Origin of the sequence: Pedobacter steynii, from assembly GCF_001721645.1 — a bacterium.
GTDB classification, from domain to species: Bacteria; Bacteroidota; Bacteroidia; order Sphingobacteriales; family Sphingobacteriaceae; genus Pedobacter; species Pedobacter steynii_A.
The window spans coordinates 1,997,505-2,011,046 of the sequence record NZ_CP017141.1 but is presented as its reverse complement, the minus strand read 5'-3'; the positions used below and the strand labels follow the sequence as shown (position 1 = coordinate 2,011,046).

13 protein-coding genes and 1 rRNA gene are annotated in these 13,542 nt (G+C 40.5%); 7 read left to right on the top strand and 7 right to left on the bottom strand.

What is annotated here, in order from left to right:
- Positions 1-56: 56 nt before the first annotated feature.
- The 4 genes from BFS30_RS08320 to BFS30_RS08305 form a co-directional block, all read right to left on the bottom strand.
- Positions 57-1,578, bottom strand: a 16S ribosomal RNA gene (locus tag BFS30_RS08320).
- Positions 1,579-2,709: 1,131 nt separating this feature from the next.
- The gene (locus BFS30_RS08315) at positions 2,710-3,069 is read right to left on the bottom strand and encodes a CoA-binding protein (protein ID WP_069378863.1); all 360 of its coding nucleotides are present in this window, start codon (positions 3,067-3,069) and stop codon (positions 2,710-2,712) included.
- The gene (locus BFS30_RS08310) at positions 3,062-3,535 is read right to left on the bottom strand and encodes a DinB family protein (protein WP_069378862.1); all 474 of its coding nucleotides are present in this window, start codon (positions 3,533-3,535) and stop codon (positions 3,062-3,064) included. Before BFS30_RS08310 ends, BFS30_RS08315 begins: the two co-directional genes overlap by 8 nt.
- A gap of 37 nt (positions 3,536-3,572) precedes the next feature.
- Positions 3,573-5,114 (bottom strand): NAD(P)/FAD-dependent oxidoreductase, encoded by a 1,542-nt coding sequence (locus tag BFS30_RS08305; RefSeq protein WP_069382352.1) that lies wholly within the window; start codon positions 5,112-5,114, stop codon positions 3,573-3,575.
- Between the two features lie 514 nt (positions 5,115-5,628).
- Here BFS30_RS08305 and BFS30_RS08300 point away from each other — a divergent pair.
- The 6 genes from BFS30_RS08300 (at position 5,629) to BFS30_RS08275 (ending at position 9,315) form a co-directional block, all read left to right on the top strand.
- Entirely contained in the window at positions 5,629-6,189 is a 561-nt protein-coding gene (locus tag BFS30_RS08300) for a hypothetical protein (protein WP_157262889.1), read from the top strand.
- Between the two features lie 283 nt (positions 6,190-6,472).
- Complete coding sequence (locus BFS30_RS08295) at positions 6,473-7,054, top strand: LemA family protein (RefSeq protein ID WP_069378860.1); 582 nt, start codon at positions 6,473-6,475, stop codon at positions 7,052-7,054.
- Positions 7,055-7,135: 81 nt separating this feature from the next.
- Positions 7,136-7,585, top strand: a complete 450-nt coding sequence (locus tag BFS30_RS08290) for a TPM domain-containing protein (protein ID WP_069378859.1) — start codon at positions 7,136-7,138, stop codon at positions 7,583-7,585.
- Positions 7,582-8,358, top strand: coding sequence for a TPM domain-containing protein (locus tag BFS30_RS08285; RefSeq protein ID WP_069378858.1), 777 nt, complete (start codon positions 7,582-7,584; stop codon positions 8,356-8,358). The genes BFS30_RS08290 and BFS30_RS08285 overlap by 4 nt, the downstream gene beginning before the upstream one ends.
- Positions 8,359-8,363: 5 nt before the next feature.
- Positions 8,364-8,762, top strand: a complete 399-nt coding sequence (locus tag BFS30_RS08280) for a hypothetical protein (RefSeq protein ID WP_069378857.1) — start codon at positions 8,364-8,366, stop codon at positions 8,760-8,762.
- Between the two features lies 1 nt (position 8,763).
- Entirely contained in the window at positions 8,764-9,315 is a 552-nt protein-coding gene (locus BFS30_RS08275; protein WP_083251993.1) for an NUDIX hydrolase, read from the top strand.
- A gap of 72 nt (positions 9,316-9,387) precedes the next feature.
- Here the strand turns inward: BFS30_RS08275 and dnaA are convergent, their stop codons facing one another.
- The 3 genes from dnaA to BFS30_RS08260 form a co-directional block, all read right to left on the bottom strand.
- A complete protein-coding gene (gene dnaA / locus BFS30_RS08270) occupies positions 9,388-10,818 on the bottom strand; it encodes a chromosomal replication initiator protein DnaA (RefSeq protein ID WP_069382350.1) in 1,431 nt (476 codons plus the stop codon).
- A gap of 194 nt (positions 10,819-11,012) precedes the next feature.
- On the bottom strand, positions 11,013-12,560 hold the full coding sequence (locus tag BFS30_RS08265) for an acyl-CoA mutase large subunit family protein (protein ID WP_069378856.1): 1,548 nt from the start codon (positions 12,558-12,560) through the stop codon (positions 11,013-11,015).
- A gap of 2 nt (positions 12,561-12,562) precedes the next feature.
- Positions 12,563-13,093 (bottom strand): hypothetical protein, encoded by a 531-nt coding sequence (locus tag BFS30_RS08260; RefSeq protein WP_069378855.1) that lies wholly within the window; start codon positions 13,091-13,093, stop codon positions 12,563-12,565.
- An 89-nt stretch (positions 13,094-13,182) separates the two neighbouring features.
- Between BFS30_RS08260 and BFS30_RS08255 the strand changes: the two genes are divergently transcribed.
- Positions 13,183-13,536 carry a HesB/IscA family protein gene (locus BFS30_RS08255; RefSeq protein WP_069378854.1) on the top strand — a complete coding sequence of 118 codons (354 nt, stop codon included), beginning with the start codon at positions 13,183-13,185 and terminating at the stop codon, positions 13,534-13,536.
- The last annotated feature ends 6 nt before the right edge of the window (positions 13,537-13,542 follow it).

Here is a 13,542-nt window from a genome sequence, read left to right as displayed (position 1 = left end):
TGAGATTTTTTTGTCATTTATATCATTTACGTAGCGAGTAGTCTGAACTACTCCAGAAAGGAGGTATTCCAGCCGCACCTTCCGGTACGGCTACCTTGTTACGACTTAGCCCCAGTTATCGGTTTTACCCTAGGACGCTCCTTGCGGTTACATACTTTAGGTACCCCCAACTTCCATGGCTTGACGGGCGGTGTGTACAAGGCCCGGGAACGTATTCACCGCGTCATTGCTGATACGCGATTACTAGCGAATCCAACTTCAAGAGGTCGAGTTGCAGACCTCTATCCGAACTGTGAATGGCTTTTTGAGATTTGCTTGCTGTTGCCAGCTTGCTGCCCTCTGTACCATCCATTGTAGCACGTGTGTAGCCCCGGACGTAAGGGCCATGATGACTTGACGTCGTCCCCTCCTTCCTCTCTGTTTGCACAGGCAGTCTGTTTAGAGTCCCCACCTTAACGTGCTGGCAACTAAACATAGGGGTTGCGCTCGTTGCGGGACTTAACCCAACACCTCACGGCACGAGCTGACGACAGCCATGCAGCACCTAGTTTCGTGTGATTGCTCACTGAAATATCTCTATCTCATTCACTAACTTTCAAGCCCGGGTAAGGTTCCTCGCGTATCATCGAATTAAACCACATGCTCCTCCGCTTGTGCGGGCCCCCGTCAATTCCTTTGAGTTTCACCCTTGCGGGCGTACTCCCCAGGTGGAATACTTAACGCTTTCGCTTAGCCGCTAACTGTGTATCGCTAACAGCGAGTATTCATCGTTTAGGGCGTGGACTACCAGGGTATCTAATCCTGTTTGATCCCCACGCTTTCGTGCCTCAGCGTCAATGACACCATAGTAAGCTGCCTTCGCAATCGGTGTTCTGTGACATATCTATGCATTTCACCGCTACTTGTCACATTCCGCCTACCTCTAGTGTATTCAAGCTCATCAGTATCAAGGGCACTGCGATGGTTGAGCCACCGTCTTTCACCCCTGACTTAATAAGCCGCCTACGCACCCTTTAAACCCAATAAATCCGGATAACGCTTGGATCCTCCGTATTACCGCGGCTGCTGGCACGGAGTTAGCCGATCCTTATTCCTTCGGTACATTCAGCTACTTACACGTAAGTAGGTTTATTCCCGAATAAAAGCAGTTTACGACCCAGAGGGCTGTCTTCCTGCACGCGGCATGGCTGGTTCAGAGTTGCCTCCATTGACCAATATTCCTTACTGCTGCCTCCCGTAGGAGTCTGGTCCGTGTCTCAGTACCAGTGTGGGGGGTCATCCTCTCAGATCCCCTAGTCATCGTGGTCTTGGTGAGCCGTTACCTCGCCAACTAACTAATGACACGCATGCCCATCTTAATCCTATAAATATTTGATCATTGTACAATGCTGTACTGTGATTTTATGCGGTGTTAATCCGAATTTCTTCGGGCTATCCCCCTGATTAAGGTAGGTTGCATACGCGTTACGCACCCGTGCGCCACTTTCCCATCTAGCAAGCTAAATGGTATCGTTCGACTTGCATGTATTAGGCCTGCCGCTAGCGTTCATCCTGAGCCAGGATCAAACTCTCCATTGTAAAATGTGTTGTTTGAACGCTGACCATTCTTAACTTGTTAATAATAGTCTTTATTCTTTTTTGTATTGTCTGTCAGATTCTGACTTGAAAAAATAGCTTTGGTTTTCATGTACTTTGAAACGGTACTATCTTACCTCGCTACGCTATAAATGACATCTCTTTAATGAACTTTTCGAATCTCCTCGCGGTTCTTCTTTTATGTGGCAATCTTCTTTTCTCTGTTTCTTCCGGGTCTTAATGTTCCTGGTGTCAGTTTCGAAATTCCAATCGTTTCAGTCTTTTTGTTTTTGTTACTAAACTCCGTTTGGTAACCCCCGTTTTTGTTGGGACTGCAAAGGTAGAAATCTTTTTGTTATTGTCAAGCTTTTTTTGAAACTTTTTTACTTTGTCTTTCCTGGTTAATAAACCGTCAAAACAACCTCTGACTCATCTCTACTGCAATCTTTCAAATCCTTCTCTCTTATCAACCTCAATGTCTCTCTTCCTCCGAAGCGGGATGCAAAAGTAGGAAATTTTATCCGTTCTCAAAACAATTCATCCATTATAATTGTATCACGCCCCTAACTACATGATTTACAGAAGAAAAAACTTCATCTATACTTAACGTAAAATATACACCAGCGCAAGATCAGCTAAAAAAAAGCAAATCATACCGCTCGTAGCGGCCTAAATCATCTGTTATATAATATATACTATAACAGATAGTACCTCCCACATGCTTAAAAAGATCAATCCAGGACCACAAAAACCCGAAATTGATTACCTATGTAACCCTGAAACAGGAAAATCAGAAATATTAGCTAAACTAATGTCAATAATAAAATCCATCATTGTAAACCCATACCAGTAAAACAAAAAAGCAACGTAAACACGAATCAGTAATTTACTTTCTAATGTAAACTTATCGTAGTATGGGAACATACTAAATACTCTTCGGGGATCCTCCGTACAGACTCCGGGGTTGAAAGGTAGTTGCGAGGTAGTTGAAAAGAATCTGGGAGGTAGTTGCATGGTCATTTAACCTTTCAACTACCTCGCAACTACCTCGTAGCTACCTCCCAGATCCGGACTCATTACGGAGGTTTCCTATAGGATAAGTTTACATATTAACATTTAATAAAATCTCATGGATTAATATTGTCCAGTAGACAATAAAACGAGAGTACAAGCCTCCACAGAGGCTATACCATTTCTATCTAATAGCTCTTCCAGTTCAGGGTTTTCTGTTCCGGGATTAAAAATTACTCTTCTTGGCTTTGTCTGAAGAATATAATCATAATATAAATGCTGTATTTCCTCCCCAACATATAAGGTAATCGTATCTACATTCTGATGAGGCACGCCAGGCTTCTCTATAGCCATACCTGCAACTGCGCCTTTCTTTATTCCTATATTGATAATATGATGTCCTTTAGCTCTCAGCATATGCGCAGCCTTATAAGCATAGCGCATTGGATTTGGGGAAGCCCCGATAATTAAGGTATTACTCATGATTTTTAAATTTCGAAAGCAAGGCAATTTGTCCTGCATGATAGGCATGATGCTGGATTAAACCATTTAACAACTCAAAATGGCTCAATAATGCTGTCGGAATCGGCCCAGTAAACAATTTTGCCCTCCATTGATATTCAGAAAATTGTTTTACTAAAATCAGCAAATCTTCATTTACCTGACTAAATTCAGTCACTATAGCCTTCCAGTATTCTTCGGTTTCATTAAACGGAACCGGCCAACCCCCATTTCGTGGCTCTTTTGGCAAATTCCCCGACAACCTTGAAATCACCTCCTCCGTCCAGGAGCTCAAATGCAAGACTAATTCTGCTATAGAGTGAGCATCAGAAATCGGACGAGCAAAGGCCTGTGCTACTTTCACCGAAGCAATAACCGTTGAAACGTTATTACCATGCCAGGCATCAGTGTTATACGCCTTTCTTAATTCGTTAGCAAAATCAATCATACCACCTTTAAACAAACAAATTTTAAATCTGTTTCTATTAAATGTATTTTAAAACTGCATTTGCACAATTTACTCCATCAATCGCTGCAGAGACAATTCCACCTGCATATCCCGCTCCCTCTGCGCATGGAAACAAACCTGCTATCTGAGGATGCTGAAAAGTCTCTTTATCTCTTGGAATACGAACCGGCGATGAACTTCGACTTTCCACACCAACAAGGATAGCTTCATTCGTATAATAACCTCTCATCTTCTTCCCAAAAAGCGGCAAGGCATTTCTTAAGCTTGAAGCTACAAAATCAGGAAGTGTTTCCTTAAGCATCACACTTTTAGTACCAGGCAAATAAGAATTCTTTGGGAGATCAACAGAAATTCTATTCTCCACAAAGTCTACCATTCTTTGCCCGGGGGCCACCAAATTACCTCCACCCAAATTAAAGGCTGTTCTTTCAATCTCTGCCTGAAAATGCATCATCCTTAACGGATCCTCTCCTTTTACATCTTCCAGCGTAATCTGCACCACAGTCCCGGAATTTGCAAAGGGATTATTTCTTTTGGAAGGAGACCAGCCATTAACCACAATCTCATTTTCATGAGTAGCACAAGGAGCAATAATCCCTCCCGGACACATACAAAAAGAAAACACCCCCCTGCTTCCAACCTGCTCCACTAAACTATAATAAGCCGGAGGCAAAAATTCACTTCTGATGTCACAATGATATTGGGCGGCATCAATAATTGCCTGCGGATGCTCAATTCTTACTCCAAGCGCAAATGGCTTAGCCTCTACCAGAATATTCTTCTGATGTAGCAATTCATAAATATCTCTCGCAGAATGTCCGGTAGCCAGAATAACTGAATCACCAATCAGCTGATCTTCTCCATTCACTACGACTCCTTTTATTTTCCCAAATTCAACCAATATATCGGTAACCTTTTGATCAAATCGAACCTCCCCGCCAGCATTCAGGATACGTTCCCTGATCGCGGTAATAATATGCGGAAGTTTATTGGTCCCGATATGCGGCCGTGCATCTATCAGTATATCATCTGTAGCACCGTGTTCCACGAAAATCTGCAATACCTTATTGATGTCACCTCGCTTATTAGAACGGGTATAAAGTTTACCATCAGAATAAGTTCCTGCGCCCCCTTCACCATAGCAATAATTAGATTCCGTATTGACAATACCTTCTTTATTAATTGCTGCCAGATCACGCCTTCGTTGTTTTACATCTTTACCACGCTCCAATACAATCGGCTTCAAGCCATTTTCAATGCATTGCAAAGCAGCAAAGAGTCCTGCTGGTCCTGCACCAACTATAATAACATGTTTATTATTACTGACATTTGGATAATTTACAGCAAAAACCTCGGTCACCGGCTCTTCTTCAATGAAGACCCTTACCTGCAAACGATAAATTACTTTTCTGGAACGGGCATCAATAGATCTTTTAAGAATCTTAAAGCCTTTTATTTTTGAGATATCTACATTTAAAGCTAAGGAAAGGCTCTTCTTTAATAACACTTCCTGCCCGATATCTTCCGGAGCAAGTGTAATTTCAATTTCTTTTTGCATAAAATATGTCAGGTTTTTATCCTGAACTGCTGCAAAGGTACACAAATCTACGAAGGATATCAGCTCCTGCTGGTCATCAAAATCATGCTATGAATCCCAACCAGAAGAAATAAAATGCTCTATTATATTGGCATAAATATCTCCCAAATTACCCCACAAAACACTCCTCTAAAATAGAAAAAATTAAGAATCCCTGCCACTGAATAATCACAGAGAGTTCAATTAGTCCGAAACAAAATGGTTTTAAAAATCCTGCATTTTTATTATGTAACACCATTTTTACAGCACATTATCCAACTTTATCAACCCACTGAAAGGGATAAAATCGAGGCTTGGTTTCATTGAAAACATTCTACTTACCAATCTGATCATCACCTTGATTTAAAACAACTTAACCCAATCAACAGAAGGCAACGTGAATTCATGAAACTAAATTATTGGTATATTTAAATATGTTTATTAAAAGTGCTAAATAAGTAATAAACGTAAAACTAATCATCCCAAAACAAAATTTATGAAAAATTACAAAAACCAAATCTATGTAAAAGCAAAGATGCTTTGCATCCTCGTCATTACGATGTTCATGGCAACATCATGTAAACAAAATTCGGAACCCTCAGCTCCTGAAATCGTAGAGTCAGGCCTTCAGAAATCATCAAATGCCTCAGCAACAGCAGAAGTATGGAATAAGGCTAATCTGACCAATTATGAGTCCTATCCCGATCCCGGCAGCCCGGAATGTATAGAGTATAATGGTTGCCTCTGGGCCGGACAATTCGCCTTTGTATCCGGAGTTAAACCAGAAAGCTGGGTAAAGGCCAACAACATCATTTCCATTCACTCTAAAGATGCAGCTAAATACAAACTAAAAACACTTAGAATAAGACAGGGGAACAAGACGATTGATGCTAAAGTCTATGATAGATGTTCTGATGATGATTGTGAAGACAACTGTTGTACCGTCAATGCACAACAGAATGGACTTAACTTTCTTATTGATATCGAAAAATATACCATGTGGCGCTTTGGCTCCGGTGACGGTATCGTAGAATGGAGATGCCTCGATTGTAATTAACAACAAAATAAGCACTTTTAAAAGGATCCAGGTTTTATCTGGGTCCTTTTTTATTAGACAGTAATCGATTATCAATATGTTCATCAACTGACAAAAGGGCTGCTCATGAAGATAAAAACCTGTTTTTAGTGCCGTTTTGTAAAAACCTGTCAGGTTTTTATCGGTATTCGTAACAAAGGAACGGAAATTGAGTTCTAATGTGTAAATTAACACTTAGAAAAACAGAACGTAAAAGCTGAAATAAGCCACAAGCCGGTTTCAGTTCAACTAAAAAACAGAAATTATGAAAAAAACAGTATTAGCAATAGTTGCCATCCTGGTCTTATTTGTAGCCATTAGCGGATGCGGGTATAATGGTTTAGTGAAACTGGATGAAGATGTGAAAGCGAAATGGAATCAGGTAGAAACCCAATACCAAAGACGGGCAGACCTAATCCCAAACCTTGTAAATACAGTAAAAGGTGCGGCTAAATTTGAACAGTCAACGCTAACCCAGGTTACGGAAGCCCGTGCTAAAGCAACACAGGTAACTATTGATCCTGATAAGTTAACCCCTGAGAATATAGAAAAATATCAGGCTGCACAAGGACAAGTAAGTCAGGCCTTAGGTCGTTTATTAATGGTCACAGAAAACTATCCTGAATTAAAAGCCACAGAACAGTTCAGAGACGTTTCTGCAGAACTTGCAGGAACAGAAAACAGAATTGGTGTAGCGCGTAAAGACTTTAATGAATCTGTACAGGTATACAATACTAAAGTAAGATCTTTCCCAAATAACATTACGGCAGGTTTGTTTGGATTCAGTCAAAAAGCAGGATTCAAAGCTGAAGCTGGCTCAGAAAAGGCTCCAAAAGTAGAATTCTAGAATACCATCACAACATTTAGGGGTAATACGTGTTTAAATAAAAAATATGTATTACCCTTATCTTTATCAAGTAATCCTATCATGGGAATATTCACAGAACAAGAACAAGAATTAATTGCCAATGCAATTTCAGAAGCTGAAAAAGCAACATCTGGCGAAATCAGAATAGCGGTAGATAAACACTGCGAAGGCGATGCATTTGAAAAGGCAACCTCTTATTTCTCAAAACTAGGAATGGACAAAACGTCTAAGCACAACGGCGTATTGATCTACCTCGCTTATATTGACCATAAATTTGCAATCATTGGAGACAGCGGCATCAATAAAGTCGTTCCAGTCGATTTCTGGGAGACTACAAAAGTCGCCATGAAAGCTCATTTTTCGGGAGGGAATCTAGTTCAGGGAATCATAGCAGGCATCGTTCTGGCCGGTGAAAAACTGGCCTCATTCTTTCCATTTCAGGGTGGAGATATCAATGAGCTACCAAATGAAATCATTTTTATGGACCAATATAAACCAGTAAAGCCATGAAAAAACACCTCATAGCTTTACTTTTTATCTTAATCTCTGCGATTGGATTTGCACAGGAGTTTCCTGAAAAACCCAATAAGCTCGTTAACGATTATACCGGAACACTAAGTACCACTCAGGTCCAGCAATTAGAACAAAAACTAGTTGCTTTTGATGACTCCAGTTCTACTCAGATTGCAATAGCCATTCTAAAATCCGTTGGAGATTACGATATCAACGAATATGCGTTGGAACTAGGGAGGAAATGGGGTGTTGGAAGCAAAGGTAAGAACAATGGAGTATTGATTCTCGTTGCTTTAGGAGATAGAAAAATCTCTATTCAAACTGGATATGGCGTTGAAGGTGTACTTCCCGATTTATATGCAAGAAGAATCATAGACAATGATATAAAACCTCATTTCAAAACCGGCGATTACTATGCAGGACTGGAAGCAGGAACAGATGCCATTATTCGTTATACAAAAGGAGAATATAAAAATGACAAACCCCGAAAGGGGGCCTCAGGAGGTGGAGCTTCGGGAATACTCATTATTATCATTATCGTCGTTGTAGTTATCATTATTCTTAAAAGAGGAGGTGGCAGCGGCGGCGGCGGGCAGGTGATCGGTGGTCGCGGAGTAGCAGACGCATTGTTCTGGAGCATGTTACTTGGCGGAGGAAGAAATTCCGGCGGTAGCGGAGGCTGGGGCGGCGGAAGCAGCAGCGGAGGCGGAGGCTTTGGAGGCTTCGGCGGCGGTAGTTTTGGCGGAGGCGGTAGCAGTGGTAGCTGGTAAATCATATGTATAGAAAAGACCTAATAACAGCAGAAATTCAGAAATTAGCTCAGGTACTGGCCCGGATTATGGGATTAAAACTGGAAGGAAAACTGGAAGAAGCTGACGAAGTATTCCGCGAATCATTATTAAAAGATTTTGGGGTAACTGAAGACATCCTACTTTCCAATGACTTCAATAAATTTGAAATACTTATTAATGATTCCGCATTCCCGGCAGAAAAGCTCGAAATGCTGAGTCAGTTCCTGTATGCAGAATTTAATCCCTTACAGCCATCTGAGAGAAATACCGCACTTGCGGAAAAACTAAATTTAATCTATCAAATGCTCGAAGTGAAGCATCACATCGTAAGCATGATCAACCTGGATCGTCAGAGAAAGGTTCAACAATACCTGAACTCCTAACATGGAAATATTAAAATGGCAAAGACTTTCCTCAAGATACCTGATGAAAGAACAATGGGCAACTTTACGTGTAGACACCTGTGACCTTCAAAATGGAGTTGTAAAAGACGATTATTTTGTACTCGAATACCCGAATTGGGTAAACGCAGTCGCATTGACCACAGACAACAAAATCATTATGGTTCGTCAGTACCGCCATGCCGGAGATATTATTTCACTTGAAATCCCAGGCGGGGTAATCGATGGGACTGAACAACCGGAAGACGCAATCAGAAGAGAACTATTGGAAGAAACAGGTTATTCATTTCAAACATTGGAACTCATTGCCACACTCTATCCCAATCCCGCAACAGCAAACAATGTGACCTATACCTATCTCCTGAAAGGAGGAGTAAAAACCGATGAACAGCATTTAGATGAACACGAGATTCTAAATGTCGAGAAATACAGTATTGAGGAAGTAAAACAACTGCTTCTGGAAAATAAAATTGATCAATCTTTACACGCCTCTGCTTTATTCTACGGACTAATGAAACTGGAAGCGATCAAATAGATTTTAATCCAAAACGTAAAAACCAGATAAGAAAAACTTATCTGGTTTTTACGTTTAATAACTCAGGTAAGCCTAAGTCATTTTTAATTTCTTTTGAATATCATGTACATAGCCTTTAAATTTTTTATCCGTATCAATCAGATCTTCAACCGTCTGGCAGGCATAGATCACTGTAGAATGATCTCTTCCGCCAAAGAACGCTCCAATCGTCTTTAGCGATGATTTGGTATGGCTTTTTGAGAGGTACATAGAAATCTGTCTTGCCTGAACAATCTCCCGCTTTCTTGTCGCTGATTTCACCATATCCACAGGGACTTCAAAATATTCACAAACCAATTTCTGAATATACTCCATTGAGATCTCCTTAGAAGTATTCTTGATGAAATTTTTCAACATTTGCTTCGCCAGATTCAGGTCTATATCTTTCTTATTTAAGGTCGACTGAGCCAACAACGAAACCATTGCCCCTTCCAGTTCACGTACATTATTGTCAATATTATGGGCTACATATTCCACTACTTCATTAGGAAGTTCAATCCCATCTGCATACATTTTTTTTCTCAGGATAGCAATCCTTGTTTCCAAATCAGGAATCTGAAGGTCTGCGGACAGCCCCCATTTAAACCGGCTCAATAAGCGTTCTTCTAATCCCGCAAGATCTTTTGGCGCTTTATCTGAAGACAGGATCACCTGCTTTCCAGATTGATGTAAATGATTAAAAATATGGAAAAATATATCCTGGGTTTTCTCTTTACCTGCAAAATTATGAACATCATCCATAATGATCACATCCATTGCCTGATAGAAATTAACAAAATCGTTAATCGTATTATTTTTCAAGGAATCCACAAACTGCTGACAGAACTTTTCACAGGAAACATAAATCACGAGTTTATCGGGCATATTCCTTTTTATCTCATTTCCAATCGCCTGAGCAAGATGCGTTTTACCCAACCCTACACCTCCATAAATCATCAACGGGTTAAATGATGTTCCACCAGGTTTTGCGGCAACAGCATAGCCTGCAGAGCGTGCTAAGCGATTACAATCCCCTTCAATATAATTTTCGAAAGTATAATTAGAGTTCAGCTGAGGATCAACAGTCAGCTTTTTTAAGCCGGGAATAATAAAGGGATTTTTTATGTCTTTATTTATAGACACTGGAATGGGCATGGATTGAAATTTTGCCTCAGCCCCGTTTCCATTACTAGGCATATTTGTCGTATAAGGAGATCCGCTGTTTGAAGACTTATCCACTACAATATTATATTCCAGTCTCCCCTCGTCTCCCAATTGCTTTTTTACCGTCTTTCGGAGCAAACCAACATAATGCTCCTCCAGCCATTCATAGAAAAATAAACTAGGCACCTGTATCGTCAAAACTTTGCCATCCAACTTCAGCGCGGATATCGGTTCGAACCAGGTTTTAAAACTTTGATTCGGTATATTATCCTTTATGATTTGGAGACAGTTTTTCCATACTTCGGTACAAGTTTTTTCCATTGTCATAATATAATTTGTTGGTTTATTGCGACGATAGCAACACAAAACCCGTGCTGTTTCGAGAGATCGAATATTCAAAAAATTATCAACAAAAAAAACTTAATTTTAATTTATTTGGCAAGTACTTAAACATCAGTAGCATACCGTAGTTAACCTGAATTTATTGTGTGGATAACTATTTTTTAACATTCTTTTTAATACTCTCCAAAAACGCTACGTAATACATCTGCAATCTCCCCAAGACTGGCATACGCCTCCACTGCGACCAGAATATAGGGCATCAGATTTTCCGTGCCTTTTGCGGCAATTGTTAAATCCTTCAGGGCTTTTTCCACAGCTACATTATCCCGCTCCGATTTAAGCTTGTTCAGCTTATCAGTTTGTATAGTCCTGATGGACTCATCAATGGTAAAAACGTCATTAATACCCTCTTGTTCCTGAGTAAATTTATTTACCCCAACAATTACCCTTGTACCAGCTTCTATCTCTACCTGATACTGATAAGCGGCATCCCCGATTTCGTTCTGGATGTATCCATTTTCAATTGCATTTACCGAACCACCCATAGCATCAATCTTATCAATGTACAGCTGCGCAGCTGCCTCAATTTCATCAGTCAGATTTTCCACAAAATAGGATCCTGCAAGTGGATCAACCGTATCTGTAATTCCGCTTTCAAATGCAATTACCTGTTGCGTACGCAAGGCAATTTTTGCCGCTGCTTCAGTGGGTAGCGACAAAGCTTCATCATAACCATTGGTATGCAGGGATTGAGTCCCTCCAAGTACCGCCGCCATCGCCTGATTGCTCACACGAATCACATTATTTAGAGGCTGTTGCGCTGTTAGTGTAGAACCGCCTGTCTGTGTATGAAAACGCAACATTTGCGCTTTCTCATCGGTGGCTCCCAACTCTTTCGTAATTTTTGCCCACATCCTTCTCGCCGCTCTGAATTTAGCAATCTCCTCAAAGAAATTGTTATGGCAATTGAAGAAGAACGATAGACGTTTCGCAAAAACATTGATGTCCAGTCCCTTTTCTAAGGCTGCATTTAAATAAGCTTTTCCATTCGCCAATGTAAATGCGAGCTCTTGTACCGCAGTAGAACCTGCTTCACGAATATGGTATCCGGAAATAGATATTGTATTCCATTTCGGAACCTCCTTACTGCAATATTCAAAAATATCAGTAATGATTCTCATGGAAGCCTTCGGCGGATAGATATAAGTTCCTCTTGCTGCATATTCCTTCAGGATATCATTTTGAATGGTACCCGAAATCTGCCGGATATCCGCGCCTTGTTTTTTTGCCAATGCAATGTACATCGCCAATAAAATAGATGCGGTCGCATTGATGGTCATAGAAGTTGTAATCTTTTGAAGCGCTATTCCATCAAATAAAATCTCTATGTCTTTCAGGGAATCAATAGCTACTCCCACTTTGCCAACTTCCCCTTCGGCCATCTCATGATCTGAGTCATAGCCAATTTGCGTGGGAAGATCAAATGCTACCGACAAGCCCATTGTGCCTTGTTGCAGAAGATAATGGTAACGTTTATTAGACTCTTCTGCAGTAGAAAACCCAGCATACTGACGCATGGTCCATAAGCGCCCCCTATACATATCCTTTTGAATTCCCCGTGTATACGGGAATTCACCAGGCAACTCTGTAACCGGCTTGGCGCTGGTGTAAATCTCTTTTATTTCAATACCAGACGTGGTGCTAAATTTTTTCTCTTCCATAATTAAAATAACTGATGAATATCCTTTTTAATCAAATCAAGGGTTAATTCGTAAGGATTATCGGCGATCCCAGCCATATGTTGCAAAATCTTTTTACTCAGGTCTATTCCGGTCGAATGTTCCGGCAAGTCTTTGGCCGCGTTACTTACCATTCCCAGGGTATCATCCTTTAGCTTCCGGATGACATTCCAGGTTTCCCCGCTCACATAAAGTTGCTGTGCCACATTATGCTGATACTCTGCCCTGATCTCGTTTAAAATTAAAGATTGCAAATCTTTAACGGAAATCCCCTGATGATGCAGGCGAAGAAATAAATTAGATGGATTAATGCGCTCAATAAACACAACTAAACGTTCATGAGCCTGCAAACGTAAAGGCAAAAGCTGCAATCGCTCATCCTGAGGAGCACTTCCTGATTTTAGCCTGGACCAGGTTTTAATGTCCCCTTTAATCAGATAATATCCAACAGAAACGGTAACTACACCGGCAATGGTTAGTGCCGCAGTTTCGGTTAATAAAGATTCTATGCTCATTTCTTTGTTTGAATACCGTAATAATTAGCGAATAACATCGACAAAAATGTACATTTTATTTATATTTGTTCTTCCTAATTTTAAATAACATGAGTAATACAGTTGATACAGCATTTGCACCAGTTACCTTTACAGAAACTGCTGTAAAAGAACTTATTAAGTTAAAAGACCAACAGGAAATCGCTGAAGATTTCGGCTTACGTGTGGGAGTAGAAGGTGGTGGTTGCTCCGGGATGAGTTATGTTTTAGGCTTCGATCAAAAAAAAGAAGGAGATCAGGAATTTATAATTGATGGAATTAAAGTGTTTATGCACAAAGCCCATCAAATGTATTTAATGGGTATGCAGGTAGATTGGCAAGATGGTTTAAACTCAAGAGGGTTTACTTTTAACAATCCCAATGCCGCCAGTACCTGTGGTTGTGGAACCAGTTTCTCCGCATAAATAACA